Annotated in this window: 15 protein-coding genes; 7 read left to right on the top strand and 8 right to left on the bottom strand. The window is 43.5% G+C overall.

What is annotated here, in order from left to right; all coding sequences use genetic code 11:
• The 5 genes from F6K46_RS02780 to F6K46_RS02760 all read left to right on the top strand — a co-directional run.
• On the top strand, positions 1–426 hold a 426-nt coding region (locus tag F6K46_RS02780; protein WP_293116738.1), incomplete at its 5' end, for an EF-hand domain-containing protein.
• Between the two features lie 594 nt (positions 427–1020).
• Positions 1021–2763, top strand: coding sequence for an MFS transporter (locus tag F6K46_RS02775; RefSeq protein WP_293052127.1), 1743 nt, complete (start codon positions 1021–1023; stop codon positions 2761–2763).
• A gap of 616 nt (positions 2764–3379) precedes the next feature.
• On the top strand, positions 3380–3712 hold the full coding sequence (locus F6K46_RS02770; RefSeq protein ID WP_293052124.1) for a hypothetical protein: 333 nt from the start codon (positions 3380–3382) through the stop codon (positions 3710–3712).
• Between the two features lie 98 nt (positions 3713–3810).
• A complete protein-coding gene (locus F6K46_RS02765; RefSeq protein ID WP_293052121.1) occupies positions 3811–3936 on the top strand; it encodes a hypothetical protein in 126 nt (41 codons plus the stop codon).
• 612 nt (positions 3937–4548) lie between these two features.
• Entirely contained in the window at positions 4549–4950 is a 402-nt protein-coding gene (locus F6K46_RS02760) for an Hsp20/alpha crystallin family protein (RefSeq protein WP_070393149.1), read from the top strand.
• 79 nt (positions 4951–5029) lie between these two features.
• Here F6K46_RS02760 and F6K46_RS02755 read toward each other — a convergent pair whose 3' ends face one another.
• Complete coding sequence (locus F6K46_RS02755) at positions 5030–5326, bottom strand: DUF2470 domain-containing protein (protein WP_070393148.1); 297 nt, start codon at positions 5324–5326, stop codon at positions 5030–5032.
• Positions 5327–6320: 994 nt separating this feature from the next.
• Here F6K46_RS02755 and F6K46_RS02750 point away from each other — a divergent pair.
• Complete coding sequence (locus F6K46_RS02750; RefSeq protein ID WP_293021870.1) at positions 6321–7511, top strand: HetZ-related protein 2; 1191 nt, start codon at positions 6321–6323, stop codon at positions 7509–7511.
• A 601-nt stretch (positions 7512–8112) separates the two neighbouring features.
• Here the strand turns inward: F6K46_RS02750 and F6K46_RS02745 are convergent.
• Positions 8113–8577, bottom strand: coding sequence for a CAAD domain-containing protein (locus F6K46_RS02745; RefSeq protein WP_293021868.1), 465 nt, complete (start codon positions 8575–8577; stop codon positions 8113–8115).
• Between the two features lie 273 nt (positions 8578–8850).
• Between F6K46_RS02745 and rpe the strand changes: the two genes are divergently transcribed.
• Complete coding sequence (gene rpe / locus F6K46_RS02740; RefSeq protein ID WP_293052113.1) at positions 8851–9564, top strand: ribulose-phosphate 3-epimerase; 714 nt, start codon at positions 8851–8853, stop codon at positions 9562–9564.
• Between the two features lie 173 nt (positions 9565–9737).
• Here rpe and F6K46_RS02735 read toward each other — a convergent pair whose 3' ends face one another.
• The 6 genes from F6K46_RS02735 to pstC form a co-directional block, all read right to left on the bottom strand.
• Positions 9738–11219 carry a family 10 glycosylhydrolase gene (locus tag F6K46_RS02735; protein ID WP_293052110.1) on the bottom strand — a complete coding sequence of 494 codons (1482 nt, stop codon included), beginning with the start codon at positions 11217–11219 and terminating at the stop codon, positions 9738–9740.
• A 207-nt stretch (positions 11220–11426) separates the two neighbouring features.
• Complete coding sequence (locus tag F6K46_RS02730; protein WP_293052107.1) at positions 11427–11627, bottom strand: hypothetical protein; 201 nt, start codon at positions 11625–11627, stop codon at positions 11427–11429.
• 345 nt (positions 11628–11972) lie between these two features.
• The gene (gene psb27, locus F6K46_RS02725; protein WP_366510654.1) at positions 11973–12377 is read right to left on the bottom strand and encodes a photosystem II protein Psb27; all 405 of its coding nucleotides are present in this window, start codon (positions 12375–12377) and stop codon (positions 11973–11975) included.
• 193 nt (positions 12378–12570) lie between these two features.
• On the bottom strand, positions 12571–13401 hold the full coding sequence (gene pstB / locus F6K46_RS02720; RefSeq protein ID WP_293052104.1) for a phosphate ABC transporter ATP-binding protein PstB: 831 nt from the start codon (positions 13399–13401) through the stop codon (positions 12571–12573).
• A 97-nt stretch (positions 13402–13498) separates the two neighbouring features.
• Entirely contained in the window at positions 13499–14407 is a 909-nt protein-coding gene (gene pstA, locus F6K46_RS02715; protein ID WP_293052101.1) for a phosphate ABC transporter permease PstA, read from the bottom strand.
• Positions 14407–15351, bottom strand: a complete 945-nt coding sequence (pstC, locus tag F6K46_RS02710; protein WP_293052098.1) for a phosphate ABC transporter permease subunit PstC — start codon at positions 15349–15351, stop codon at positions 14407–14409. The genes pstA and pstC overlap by 1 nt, the downstream gene beginning before the upstream one ends.
• Between the last annotated feature and the right edge of the window lie 203 nt (positions 15352–15554).

Genomic DNA, 15554 nt, shown 5'->3' with positions numbered 1-15554 from the left:
ATTGCCCAAGTCCGGGGTTGGAAACCAGGAAGTCAAGATTATCAGTTTTTGTATTTCTCCTGGATCAGCTTTGGAGAATGGTTACAAGATTTAGTTGATTTAAATGGGAATGGTCAGATTGAACTCAGTGAATGGTTAGAATGCCTCGATAAGCGTTTGGATTATGATTTTTATGAAGCCTTTATCAAGCTCATTGATGGCAATGAAGATGGCAAAATTGTGATAGATGAACTTAGACTATTTTATCAAGCTTACCAAATCGATACAACTCATATAGAGGAAGCTTTTGAAACTCTCGATCTCAATCTTGATAGTTCGATTTCTAAAGAGGAGTTCAAACAAATCTTCGATCAATTTTTGTATAGTGAGGATCTGCAAGCACCTGGAAATTGGTTTTTAGGTGTTAGTTTAGCGAAGCAGCTCTAAAGTTTTGAGTAGTTTGTTACATTAGTCATTGGTCATTAATTATGGCTATTTAGGAATTATGGGCAATATAGCAATTATCATTTTGGTGAGGTACTTGGCTTATCCTTTTATAGCAGTCGCCAGGGCAGTTAGGACATGACAAAAGTCTCAAACCTAAGTAAGCGCAAGAGTTTGACTTCTGACTTCTGACTTCTGATTTCTGACTTCTGCTATAAGCCAGAGGGCATAATTAAAAAGTTCTTAAAGGCAATCAGCGCCAATAAATACTGTACCTCATATTTTTGAAAAAAAACTAGATATCCAATCCAAGCGGAAGTTCAGTTGAGAGCCCGAATTGTGTAGTCAAATTTTAAGCCAGGTTATTGCAATTTTATAACTCGATTAAGATGCGATTAGCATGCTTTACTATGATAAAAGTACCCTGAAAACCTAGTTTATTTAGGGGTCATAGTTTTTCGAGCTTAAACAGATGAGGGGCTGTCGCCGGAACCTACGTCTGGCTCTTGTAAGCTCGGTTCCACGCTCACCCTATCGGGCTCTTGAGGTGGAGCTTTTCCGGTTCTAGTTAAATTGAGTATACATTCAAGACATTCCATGAAAACCCAAGACAATAAGCGTGGGTTGATGCTCGTTTTATGCGCGAGTGTATTTATAGATTCCATTAGTTATGGTATCGTCATTCCCCTGCTACCTTTCTACGCTCAGTCTTTTGGTGCATCACCGATGGGAATTGGGCTCCTGGTCAGCGTGTTCCTATTCATGCAGCTATTTGGTTCACCGCTGTGGGGTAGTTTAAGCGATCGCATCGGTCGCCGCTCAGCATTACTGCTAAATCTAGCTGGTAGTGGTCTTTCCTGTCTTTGGTTTGGTTTAGCCAATTCCCTGTGGATGTTATTTGCGGCTAGGGCTTTGGCTGGGGCAAGTAGTTCCAGTATTACCATTGCTCAGTCCTATATTACAGACATAACTACACCTGAGAATCGGACTAGTAGCTTGGGGTTTTTAGAAGCAGCGACTGGATTTGGTTATCTGCTAGGTCCAGCTATCGGTGGTCTGTTAGTCGGTGCCGACCCTAACAATCCTAACTTCCGTTTACCAGGATTTGCTGCCGCTGGAGTATCACTGCTGACGCTATGCTTTGCTGTAATTGCTTTACCGAGTTTAAGGACGCCAAAGTCACTAGGGACAGTTGAAACAAGCTGGGAACCCCAGAGGCTGTTGATGAGTGGTATTGAGGTTTTACGACGACCGCTATTGGGTACCCTAATCGGTATCGTTTTCTTAGCAATGTTTGCAGGAATAGGTTCTATGGCAATCTTCCCTCTGTGGTGCGAGCATCAGTTCGGGTGGGGACCTCGACAGTATGGCTATCTCATGATCTTCTGCTGCATGTTAGGGGCAACTACCCAAATTGGCTTGATGAGACCCCTGACCCGATGGTTCCCAGAGGCTAAATTACTAATTTGGGGGTTAATCAGTATTGGCGTAGGGCTACTGCTGATTTCTTTCTCCACGAGTTTACCCTTGTTGCTAGGGGCAATGGTTTTTACCACGTGCGGTCAAGCTGTTGCTAATCCAGCAAACATCAGTTTAATTTCTCAATTGGCTGGAGCTAAGCAGCAGGGAAAAACCCTCGGACTAGCGACATCTATTGGCAGTTTAGCCAGCTTAACTGGAGCGATTTGGGCGGGATTTCTATTTGAAGCCCTTGGACCTAACTGGCCCTACTGGGTAGGTGGATTTCTGATACTGGGAGCCGCTGCTTTCAGTTGGAGCCAAATTACCAACTCACGCCTATCTACTGTGGCGCACAAGCGACGTCAACGCAAACTAATCTATTTGTTTAACATCTTAGACTTCGATAAAAATGGGGTGATTGAGCTGGCTGATTTTGAGCAAGCTGTCGAGAATATTGCCCAAGTCCGGGGTTGGAAACCAGGAAGTCAAGATTATCAGTTTTTGTATTTCTCCTGGATCAGCTTTGGAGAATGGTTACAAGATTTAGTTGATTTAAATGGGAATGGTCAGATTGAACTCAGTGAATGGTTAGAATGCCTCGATAAGCGTTTGGATTATGATTTTTATGAAGCCTTTATCAAGCTCATTGATGGCAATGAAGATGGCAAAATTGTGATAGATGAACTTAGACTATTTTATCAAGCTTACCAAATCGATACAACTCATATAGAGGAAGCTTTTGAAACTCTCGATCTCAATCTTGATAGTTCGATTTCTAAAGAGGAGTTCAAACAAATCTTCGAACAATTTTTGTATAGTGAGGATGTGCAAGCACCTGGAAATTGGTTTTTAGGTGTTAGTTTAGCGAAGCAGCTCTGAAGTTTTGGGTAGTTTCTTACATTAGTCATTGGTCATTAATTCTGGCTATCTAGGAATTATGGTTTTAATATGCGTTACTGTAGCTGTTTCTACGGATCATCACTATTAGCTTAGATAAAATGGTATTATAGCGCTACGTGCAATGGCATTGGCAAGAGGCATGCATGCTAAAGTTTACTACAACAGCTTTTTCTGCTTGTATCAATGTCCTAACTTTAGTGCGTAGTGCTATATATTCAGAATAATTTAAGTTTGATTAATGTCAACCTGCATTTATTATCAATAACCCAGAGATTATTTATTCTGTGATTTGATAAAGCTGGAAATTTTAGAGCTGATTCGTAAATTCGCTGTAATCCTTGTAGGATAAGCAGGGCTATTTCATTCTAAATTACAATATTTTATGCATTGACGAGGATACGTCGTTTCAGGCTTCGATAATTCAGGTATGGGATGCCTGAAAGCCTCTAAACTCGTTACCTAGATCCAGAATAAAATAGCCCTGGTAGGATAAGGCTTGCGCTAAACTAGAACAAGTGAACTATTTAATAACCAAAAGACAATCATAGCAAGGCTTTCAGACTTCTTAAGATTTACGTTACGAATCAGCTCTTAATTGCGATGCGGCTTTGCCGACGCTACGGGAAGGCAACGACTTCTGTTTATCTTGCTCAAAGTAAGCCAAAATCTCGGACTCAATAGGACTAATGTACGGGTTTTGACCGGAGTTTTTACGAAGTTCACTGTCAGCCATGCAAAGCGCGAGTGGGGGAAACCCCCAAGACCGCGCTGCATCGCTAAAAATCAATTGAATGTTTTTTTTCAGTTACAATTTATACCAAATTTAATGAGTTTAGGCTGGACGATTTTCCCGGATGATTCCGATCAATGTTATTACTTTCTGGATTTTCTGGATTCTGAGCCTGAAGGGTTTCAAAAGCTTTGGTGAACCGATTTTGGGAAGATTCCTGGCTGCTTGGAGAAGTTGGGAATCTCAACTGTAGTTGCGAACGCGCCCCGCGTGACCAAAGGTCAATCGCTGTTAGCGTGGCCTATGGCCAATCCCGTAGCGTGACCAAAGGTCAATCGCTTTTAGCGTGGCCTACGGCCAATCCCGCAGCGGCTCTTTTGGAGCATCGCATTTCTGTAGTTTTCTCTGCCAGAGACAAGTGACAGGATCCCCAATTTTAGGCATTTTCGGAAATCTGTGAGTATTTCATTGAGCGGTTCTCATATTAATGAGATACACAGTATTTTTGGCGTATTCCCTATGGCGTATTCCCTATGGGGTATTGTCTCCTGAGCCAAAGTTCCCTGATCCCAAGTTGCTTATTCCCTGTCTTGATGCATAAATAGCTAATTAGGCCATGATAGAGTGTTAAATCAAGGCTCTAAGTATTAAAAATATTAAATTAGTATTAAAAATATTAAACAAGTTTGTCAAACCGTCCAGCAGTTTTTATAAGATTTAGTTATAATAGGATTATTAGAAATAAATACTCATAATTAGATCTCAAAAAATAGATCTCAAAAATAGATCTCAAAAAAGTAGATCTCAAAAGAGTAACATCTGCTCACCGCAGCCCAAACAGTAAAATCAGATACTAAAGTCAGCACCGCGCTTGTGCATAGACGGGGCTTCCAAACATCCTAAGATTTTCTGTGAATCAATTCCTGCCAGTCTGGAATTTTCTTCTATCTAGAGTGTGGCTAGTTGGGCAACAATAAACTGGGCGGAAATTAGAGGTGAAGGTTAAAAAAACTGGATAGTTGGAGATAACCATAATGGCTATTACTCGTTCGGAACATCTGCCAGATCTAGAAAGTGTGCATCGGGAACTCAACCGCCGACTCACCCATTTCATGAATAGCGACGAGGGAGGATTTCCAGGGATGACGTTTATGCCCTATGCAGAGATCGAAGAAACTCCTAAAGCCGTTTACCTCAGACTAGAAATTCCAGGCATGGAAGCCAAAGACCTTGATGTTGAACTCACCGAAGACTCTGTTTGCATCAGTGGCGATCGCAAATCAGCAGCTAGGACTAAAGGAAGAGGTATGGTACGCTCGGAACTACGCTATGGGAAATTCAAACGGGTTATTCCAATATCAGCCAAGATTAACAGAAATCAGGTTGAAGCTGAATATCACAACGGCATGCTGAAGCTCACCCTGCCTAAAGGGTAAGCGTGAATCTTCAACCTTTTCTGGGAGTGAAAGTTAGTGACCTGAGGGGGTGACAACAAGGCGCTTCAAGGCGTGCTTGTCACCCCTTCAGGTTGCTTACTGACTGCCTTGCTTGTTTGATCATGTCAATTAAGGTGTAGTGAGCATCTTCAGAATCTTTAAGTACATGATCAAACGTAATGCGCACAGTGGAAGACTCCCCCTTGACTTTTGTGATTATATTCATGCCTTGAGGATCAATGGAAACCATTTCTGCTTCTTCTGTATCAGGCGAATTACCGAAAGTCTGAGCATACAGTGCCACAGCATCAGCATGATCATCGTTCATGTGCTTACAAATGCGATCGCTTACCTCAGGAGACAATGGGTCAGACATGATTAACTCAACAAGTATAGTGATCAAAACAAGTATCTTTATCAAGATATCAGGTTTCCCTTCTCAAAACAGTCAGGACTTACCCAGCTCAAAGGAAAAATAAAGGTTTTAGCCAATAGGTAACCGCCAACGGCGAACGGGGATATCAGAATTACAGACGTTTGATAGGTCTGGGTGGATATACTGTCTATGGGGAACTCCTGATTTACCTATTAGCAGTTGACTAGCTTGGAGGATAGAATTCATAGGCACAGCGGTAATTCCAACCTGTGTAAAATTCCCAGGGTGCCTGTTTCAGCATCAAGTTAGCTGATCTGATGGGCGTTTTCTGATATATTCAATATTAGGTATGAGCATTTCCTCTGATTCAAGAAGGTATGTTAAATAGTAATCCCTAAGGTCAAGAGCTACCGGGATATCGGGTGTACTCAGCTAAATCGTCAGGGTTAGATTATCAGGGTAGACGAATCAGTGAAACACCCAGGGTAAACCCATCTAATTTTTTCAATCCTATATATAGTGTTTTTCAAATTAAATAAACACTATATGTATAAAAATAATTGTCAATAAGCACAATAAGGCTAGGTTTATTGAGAACTACCCCCGCTTACCCAACAAGATGCGTTTACCCTGGTGAAACACCTTTAAACTAAAAGCTTGATAAATACTTATGAAGATACTGTGACGGTATATCAATTGGCTGCTATCAGCATAATTCATATCATTCTCAGTGATATCTAAATAGTGGTGCTTACCCTAGTTTACGAAGCTAAAACTTGCTGGATGTCCCAGAAGTCTATTTAGGGCTTGTGATCTAGAACACATCTAAAAGAGGATCTAGATCTCCAGACAGGCGTGCTATCTATCATCCTACTGGTGTGACTTTCGTAAGCGTAGTTATGGGAGTTTGATCACTTCCAATACCTAGAAATTAGTGGTCAAATAGAAAGCAGTCACTACCCACTTCGAGTGAGTAGAAACAGGGAGGGTTGTCATGCAAACTTTAAAACAGGGATCCAAGGAGTGCAATGTCATGGCAAAGTTGGCGGATAAACTGGAAAGAGAATGGCAGTCGCGCTTGTTGAGTGACTGTCCCAACCAAAATCCAGCCACCAGCTCCAGTATTGTACAGTGGTTAATTGGAGAAGATAAAGAGGGGTTTGACACTCTCACTCAGAGCAAACTGGTAATCGCTGTCCAAGCAATGGAGTATCGTTACAGAATTTTGCAACAGCGTTACTTGGGGGTGCCACCAGAACGTTGCTATCGCAATTTGACCACCCGCTTAGCTAGTCTAGTTACCTTACGCAATAAAATCCGCACTTGGGTGTCCCTAAGTCGCGATCGCCAAAGGGCTGTGGTGGATGTTCTCCAAGAAGTGATTCAGGAATTATTAAATAGCGATCGCTATATCCAAAAGCAAATTGCCTGGATTAGACAATGTACCAAGGAAGAACCGCTGCGCAATGCTTTATTATTAACTACTCTTGAAGAGTATTGTCTGCGCCCGATTCGCAACCAGCCCTTAGTTGTCTATCGGTTTGTCAACTTTCTGCGTCGGTCTCAACGTGGCGGTATGACCCATGTGCCAGAAGGAGACATGGTACGTTTAGTGTCAGAGTCAATCAACCCGGAAGGGGAAACCGATGCCCCAGTAAGTCTATTGGATAACCAAGCCATTACTAATTATCAACATAAGCAGGCTTGGGAAGACAAACAAAGCCTAAGGATGTCCGTATCTAAGGAATTTGAGGCTTACTTAGAGAAAAACTTAGGGTCTGAGGCGGCCCAATGGCTGCGACTTTACTTGCAAGGTCAATCTCAAGAGGCGATCGCTCGTCGCCTAAATTGGCCGATCAAGAAGGTCTATCGTCTACGGGAAAAAATTAGCTACCATGCCATTCGTGTCTTTTCCATCAATGGGGTAAAAGGCCAGCCAGACTTAGTAGCCAGTTGGCTGGAAACATCCTACACTGAGCACAGGTTTGGACTAACCCCAAGGCAATGGCAAGAATATCAGCAAAAACTGACCCCTGAACAACAGCAGTTGCTGGATAAGATGAAAGCTGGTCATACCTTCGAAGCGATCGCTAACGATCTTAACTGGAGAACTAACCAGGTGATGGGTGAATGGAACAAACTCTATCTAGCAGCTCAAGCCCTGCGCAGTGCTTCAGCAAGTTGAGGTTTGAATTTTATTATCCAATCAATCCCGCTAATTATTGATCAATAAGTGATAGGTATTAATTAGTATAGCTACAAGGAGCTACAGCCAAACAACACCAATTTACTTTCATCAAAAAAAAATGGGTCTGAAACCCCGTCCTTCTAGGACGGCTTTGTGCTAGAATATCAGAAAACGCAATGAAGGGAAAAGGAAGGGTGAAACTCCCAGCAGTGGGACGCCTTGGTTAAATGGTAGTTACTCGAAATGGGGACTCGGTCTAAGACTCCAATTCCAGCCCAATGCCACGCAAGAGTCTTTTCGGAAAGCGAATCAAAGTACTTCAAAAAAAAAGTAGACTCAATGACATTTCTGTCGGAGAGAGTAGAGGCAATTGGCACCGCCAAGTGGACTATCAACCCCATGTTGGTAGTTGTTACGAGCAATGCCCCAAAAGGGTACCTCCTCTAAATAATCCTCGCGCCTTTAGGCCGGGGAGTGTCAAACTAATTTAGTCAAACTAATTTACTGGAATAGGGCATGGAAAGCAATTGAGACAATTGTCCATGCCCTATTTTTTATACTCCTCACCTGACAAGGGCTAATGCCACCAAACTAGATATCACTTTTTAGCTATAAACTGACCTTTAAGGGATTGAATCTCCCCTGATAATTCTTGGCGTGTTTCGACTTTGAGTAGATAACGAGCTACAAACCAGATGGTATAGCCAATACCCACTAATTCAAACAACGGTGCCATCAGGGGAATATCGTTAATTGCATCCAGCACCGCCAACGTGACCTTAACAGTAATGAACCCAGCCAGCAAAAGACCAACGGTAAGCAAGGGTTTTTGGTAATTGCTAACAAATCCGCCGATATATTCCGGCAATTGTGACAAAATTTCTGTAAGAGTTTGCAACCATTCTTGCCACGGTTGGGTCAGTCCTGGCTCAGGAGCAGTGAGTTTGGCTATAGCACCAGGTTTGTCAACTTTGAGGTCTACTTTCAGCTGTTTTTCATCCTCCAGGGTAGTTTCATTGGTGCTGCTCTGAGTATATGCAGATGCTTGGGGATTTGACGCCATATTTCCTCCAAAATTCTATTAAAGCAGGATATTCTATCGTTTGAGCAAGGCAGCTGCATAAAATTACAGACTGACTAACTGTTGCCCATGTTATCAAAAGTTTCATCATGACCTGCTAGGGGTGAGCATCCGTAGGTATGGGCTGATTTATAGCCAACTGGTCTGGTGACCAGTGCTCACTAAGTAGGTCAGCATTACAACAACTCGTTAGGGAAAATCTAAAGATTTTGTTAAAATACTAAAAAATAAGCTTCCAGGAGAACACCTCCAATCATGAGCAACACCCTATCCCAAAAGCAAGTTGTTATTGCCCCTTCTATCCTGTCAGCTGATTTTAGCCGACTGGGAGAAGAAATTAAGGCTGTGGATGCCGCAGGGGCTGATTGGATTCATGTTGATGTAATGGATGGTAGATTTGTCCCTAACATCACCATTGGTCCTCTAGTTGTTAAAGCCATTCGCCCGATTACCGAAAAGCCACTGGATGTCCACTTGATGATTGTGGAACCAGAAAAGTATGTCGCAGACTTTGCTAAGGCAGGGGCTGATATTATATCCGTTCATGCTGAACACAACGCTTCACCCCATCTGCACCGCACTCTCTGTCAGATTAAAGAATTGGGTAAGCAAGCAGGTGTTGTACTTAACCCCTCCTCATCCTTGGATTTAATTGAGTACGTCCTAGAAGTCTGTGACTTGATCCTGATTATGAGCGTCAATCCTGGCTTTGGTGGTCAAAGCTTTATCAAAGAAGTTGTGCCAAAAATCCGCAAACTGCGTCAGATGTGTGATGAGCGTGGTCTTTCTCCCTGGATTGAAGTTGATGGGGGACTTAAGGTCAACAATACCTGGCAAGTGCTAGAAGCTGGAGCAAATGCGATTGTGGCTGGCTCGGCTGTATTCAAGGCACCAGATTACGCAGAGGCAATTAGTGGTATTCGTAACAGCAAGCGTCCTGAACCCGAACCCGAGTTAGTAACTGCCTAATCAGAAGTATCCCAATTAGGGAAATCTTAACCAGAGGTCGAGGGGGCTCATAAGGGTATGAGCTCTGAGCAGCCCCCTTCCCACACCCGAGCCCCCTACTCCCTACTCCCTACTCCCTACTCCCTACTCCCTAAAACTCCAAGGGCGTAAGTACCTCAGTCAAGGTCGAACTGCTATAATCTGCAAAACTTTCGCTCGCGGTCAAATTCTGGATTTTGCCAAGAGAAGGCAAAATGACTGACTGAGTTGATTTGTGGTGTCACTCGGCGCAATGCCTGCATCTGGTTTTCTAGGGAAGGACGATTTTTTATGGATCTTCCCCAAGTTCCTGCTAATGCTGGTTTTACGTCTGTTTCCGACGAGGCCCACTTGAACACCCGTTTGACTAAATTAGCAATACAACCGGTGTGACCACAAACACCATAAGACATGGGATGCCATTCCAGGGAACGGGGAAAATGTTCCCAAGGCTGTAGTCTGGAATCATAACCCATGCGACCTACAACTTGGTTGCCATCGGGGAAAAACACTGCACCGGCTTGTACCCCAGCTCGCTCTGCTGCCAATTCGCCTAATTTAAGAAAGTCTAATATCCCCTGGGCAGCGTGAGCAACACTTAGTTGCCATAACTGCCATTGTATAGTTCGAGTACTCTCTCTTGGGGAAGGAGTGCGACCTTGCCACAGGGGAGTTTTTTCATCAGGGTAGAGCTTTTTGACAGCTTTTATATCCTTAGCACTAATGGAACCCTTACTCAGATAGCGCCGAATTAGCTCCTTACCTTGATTGTTACCAGCCCGTTGATAGAGGGCTTGCTTAGCTGCATCACTGTAAATCCAAAGATCCTTGACACTGCTGGCCACAGACTGGGAACCTGAACCACGGGGATAGCGAATGTAGTCAAATAAAATCCCATCGGGGCGTCGCTTTAATACACCCTTAAGCATCTCATAGTAGTCTACCTGGGCTTGTCGGTTGTAAGGGTCGATAAATACTTGAGAGCCATCCTTAACTACAGACAAACTGGTCTCTCCTCGACCATTGCGGGCAAGAATCTGTTGCCGCTCAGCACGATGACCGTAGGTATAACCAAAATTCATCGTAAACATCCAGGCATACACCTGCAAACCCCGCTCACGACCTTTTTGAATCGCCTGGGCTAATAAATCTACGTTCTCAGTCCCCGGTTGTTGTATGACTGACGGCCAAGGAGTACGATTATCTGACTTTGGTAACAGGACGCGACCATCGTAAAATACTTCAACGTAGACCTGATTGTAGCCTTGGTTCACAATACGGTCGAGGGTTTCCTCAAGGGCTCCAGGACGAGCATCACAGGGATATAAGCGCACCCAAATTGCTTGATTTTGCGGCCAGGTTTGGGAACGACACTGCTGTAAGAAACTGGCGTGTTCCTGGATAATGGTTTGGTAGCTGATTTTAGAGTCTGAGTTGTCCTTTAACGAATTAACTCTTAAGCTTTCTTTTTGAGCGATCGCTTCCTGAGTAAAGTGGCAATAAGCTTTTGTTTTTGCCTCAGCGGTTGGTACAAACCAACACTGACTCAAAAGACTACTTCCTACTGCAAAGGTGGCAATCAAGCTACGATGTAGACCTTGCCGGTCTTGCCTCCGTTTACCAAAACTGTTATACATTCCTAGAAACACTACAAAAGAACAGAAAGTTAGCCAAAAGCCAGTTAACTCATCCCCGATTGCTTCAATATCTTTGAAATCTACCCCAGGTGCAGCATCAGGGATTCTAAACGGATACTACGAGAGGGTGAGCAATTCACTAACTCGTTTTCATCCCCGCCGTTATTCCACAGGGGTTTTTAACTATGATTTTTTCTAAAATTAGCTTTAGCTTGTTATTATATAGTTTAGGGATAGAAAGGGAAACACCAAGGCAGGGGTTAGAGGTAAATCTATAGGTAAATCTATATCGTTTTCGTTGATGCATATATCATTGTCTTGATGCAGTCGCTCATGGGGAGGGGCTGTGTGCGGAACCTGCGTCCGCACCTTGTAAGCCCCGTGGAAACCCCCAAGACCGCGCTGCATCGCTAAATTTGTCAACTTTGATTATTGTTGATTATTAGTGAACTAAAGCCCTAGTAGTAGCCATAAACCCTATAATAATCTCTCTAACCCCTAACCGCGCTTCGGCTGGCATTATCTTTAACTGTTTTCAGCTCTCTTACCTACTGTTCCGGAAAATTCTTACTTATGATGAGAGTTAGGGCCAGAGCAGATAAAAAAATTGGCCAAAACTTTGATCTCATCGATAATCCTACCCTCCCTTACCTGGGATGTTCTCAATAAACCTGAAGATAGGACAGGTTTCTACTCCTAGTTTTTTGTTAACCCAGCTTATCCCTCGCCTAGAATAGGCGAGGTGTGGACAGCTTAAGCGCCCCGTTTGAGAGAACGCTCTACTTGGGAAAATTCCTGCTCTAGACGATCCTTCACCTTTTTCGGTAAAGGGCGATTGGGATAGGAACTGTAGTAACCAGCCAAGGAATTGACAGCAGTTCGCATGGTAGTGAAGGAATTAAGGGTAGACACAGCTCTATCTCTGCGGTAGCGCGAAGCATAGTCATTCATCAGTAGAGTTGCTTTTTCACGAATTGCCGTCTTATCTGGTGAATCTTCTGGTAATTCAAGGGCTTGTCTTAATTCTTGTAGAGCAATTATTGTATCCTGACGGTAATCTCCTGTTAAGCCTGTACCACTTGAGGCACAACCAGTTAAACCGATAACCATAACCAGTACCAGGGCAAGAAAACCTGATAAGTAGCGCTTTATTCCCATGATTGACAACAAATCCAATTTTATAATCAGATTTGATCCTATCTTGAATTGGTACTGGGGGGATCATCCCCATCAGAAAAAAAAATCCCACGGGCGTGTTGCCGTGGCATGTGTAGTCTAAGATCAAATCTCCCATGAGTTGGGTTTGAAACGCAAGTTTTCTGTGTATGTCACGGGAAAATTTTGGGGGAATTTAGCCGAAACGCCCACTCACATAGTCCCTAGTTGCTTCCTGCTGAGGATTTTGGAAGATGACTTCAGTTCTATTGAATTCTACTAAATAGCCTTGTTTACCACCTGTTTCCGTTGCCCTAGCGTTATAGAAAGCGGTCATATCTGCTACTCGGGTAGCTTGTTGCATGTTGTGGGTAACGATAACAATCGTGTATTTTTCTTTCAGCTCGTGCATGAGTTCTTCCACTTTGAGGGTGGAGATGGGGTCAAGAGCGGAGCAGGGTTCATCCATCAACAACACTTCTGGCTTAATGGCTAAGGCACGAGCAATACACAAACGCTGTTGTTGACCACCAGATAGAGACAGACCACTCTGTCTTAGTTTATCTTTGACTTCATCCCAGAGGGCAGCTTGTTGAAGACTGCGCTCCACTAATTCATCCATGTCCCCTTGATAGCCATTAATCCGGGCTCCAAAGGCAATATTTTCATAAATGGATTTGGGAAAAGGGTTTGGCTTTTGGAATACCATCCCAATGCGGCGACGTACTTCTTCAATGCTGTTGTCAAACTTTTGATCATAGAGATTTTCCCCATGGAAGGTAATTCTACCTGTCACCCTTGCTCCCGGAATCAGGTCGTTTAAGCGATTAAAGCACCGTAACAAGGTGCTTTTTCCACAACCGGACGGTCCGATAAACGCGGTAACTTGGTTTTTTGGAATATCTAAATAGACATCTTTGACTGCTAAAAATGATCCATAGTAGACGGAAACTTTTTCAGCCCGTAAAACCGGATCTTCTACTTCTACAGACGAAGTGGTGGAGTCGATAACTTGCTCGGGATTCATCTTTCAATCCTCTGTGGAATTGTCAACGTTTTAAATCCAAACTGAAAAATTTTCTATGCCTTTTAATAGGTCTTTTACTACTGGTGCAGGTGAATTACTATCTATTGGTTTGGAATTTGTTGCGCAGGAAAATTGCTCCGGCATTCATGACCAACAGCACTACCATCAACATCACAATTGCCGCCGCAGCGTTAGTGTGAAACTCTGCTTGCGGAAGGGAGATCCACCTATAAATTTGAATTGGCAGTGCAGTAAATTGACTTTGTAACCCCGTTGGCGCACTGGTAATGAAGCTCAAGGCTCCGATAGTAATCAAGGGAGCAGTTTCTCCAATTGCCCTTGAGAGTGCCAAAATCGTTCCTGTCAGGATACCAGGTAAAGCGAGAGGAAAAATATGCTCTCGAATCACTTGCCAGCGAGTTGCTCCTAATGCGTAACCCGCTTGACGCAAACTATTGGGAATTGCCCGTAGACTTTCACGGGTGACAACAATAATTATGGGCAGAATTAACAAGGACAGGGTGAGGGCACCACTTAGTATGCTTGTACCATTAGTAATCGGTTTCAACCACCGGACAAAAACTGTTAAGCCCAACAAACCGTAAATAATTGAAGGTACAGCAGCTAGGTTAGCGATGTTGATTTCAATAATCTGGGTCAACAGGTTGTCAGTGGCATATTCTTCTAAGAAAATACCTGCCCCTACTCCCAAGGGAAAAGAGACCATTGCTGTTACCACCAACAGCCACACACTACCGATTAAGGGAGGAAAAATACCGGCTTGGTCTGGTTTACGGGAGGGAGGACTGGTGATAAATTGCCAATCGAGCCGGGGCAGACCATCAAGAAAAACATCAATCAGCAATACTGCGAGTATGGCTAGCCCAAAACAGATGCCAACCCAGGCCGCAATGGCGAAGATTTTATCAAAGTTATAGCGCTTGGTTAGCGCCAGGTTGAAGTTACCTAGGGAATCGTCTCCTAGAGGTTTTAGGTCTTGTGCCATTAGTCGTATTTCTCCCGAAAGCGACGGACAAACCAAAAGCTAAAGATATTTAGGGCTAAGGTCAGTAAGAACAGGGTCATGCCTACGGAAAAAATAGTTTTGTAGGCTAGGGAACCTGCTGGTGTATCTCCCATGCTGACCTGAACGATAGACGCTGTCATGGTCATCACTGGTACTAGGGGATTTAGTCCTAAGGTGGGATTTTGACCGGCAGCAATGCTAACAATCATGGTTTCACCTACAGCACGGGAAACTGCTAGTACGAAGGAAGCAACAATTCCAGATAATGCTGCTGGTATTACTACTCCGATGATGGTTTCTCGTTTAGTTGCCCCCAAGGCATAAGCACCTTGTCTTAAACTATTGGGTACAGCATAGATAGCATCTTCACTGAGGGAAGCTATCATGGGAATAATGGCTATTCCTAAAACAATCCCAGCGCTTAAGGCATTGAATCCTGGTAACTCGGGAATAAATCTTCTTAAGAAGGGGCTCACTAGCATCAGGGCAAAGTAACCAAATACTACTGTAGGAACCCCTGCTAATATTTCTAGAGCAGGTTTGATCCAGCGACGGACACCACTAGATGCATATTCACTCAAGCAGATAGCTGCCAGCAATCCCAACGGTAATGCTACCATCAGCGCAATTACAGAGGTCAGGAAGGTGGCACTAATCAGCACAAAAATGCCAAACTTGGGATTAGCAAACAAGGGAGTCCATGCTTTATCGGTCAGGAATTGTTTCCAGAGTGATACTTCTTGGAAAAATCCTACTGTTTCAAATATTAGGGTTAGAACAATGCCGATAGTAGTTGCGACAGAAACAAAGGCAAAGGTAGCAAAAATTATTTTTACTACCAGTTCTACCCGCTTGTTTAACTGCCGGTTTGGTCGAAACATCTCAGAGTCTGATGACTCAAAAGATGAGGGAGTGGTAGACATCAGTAAAGTATTAAGTGTGAAGGAGCAAGTTTGAAGGAGCAAGTGTGTTCGCCTGATAGCGTTCTCTTAGGGTAGGATCAAGTGTGAAGGATAAAGGATAAAGGATGAAGGATGAAGTGTGAGGAATCAAGTGTGAGGAATGAAATAATTCTACTCATAGGTGTAGTGGTGATATCTATCAAGGTGACTTACAAGGTGACTTA

Source organism: Moorena sp. SIO3E8 (assembly GCF_010692445.1).
GTDB classification, from domain to species: Bacteria; Cyanobacteriota; Cyanobacteriia; order Cyanobacteriales; family Coleofasciculaceae; genus Moorena; species Moorena bouillonii.
The sequence above is the reverse complement of the archived record's forward strand: the minus strand, read 5'-3'. Positions and strand labels throughout refer to the sequence as shown.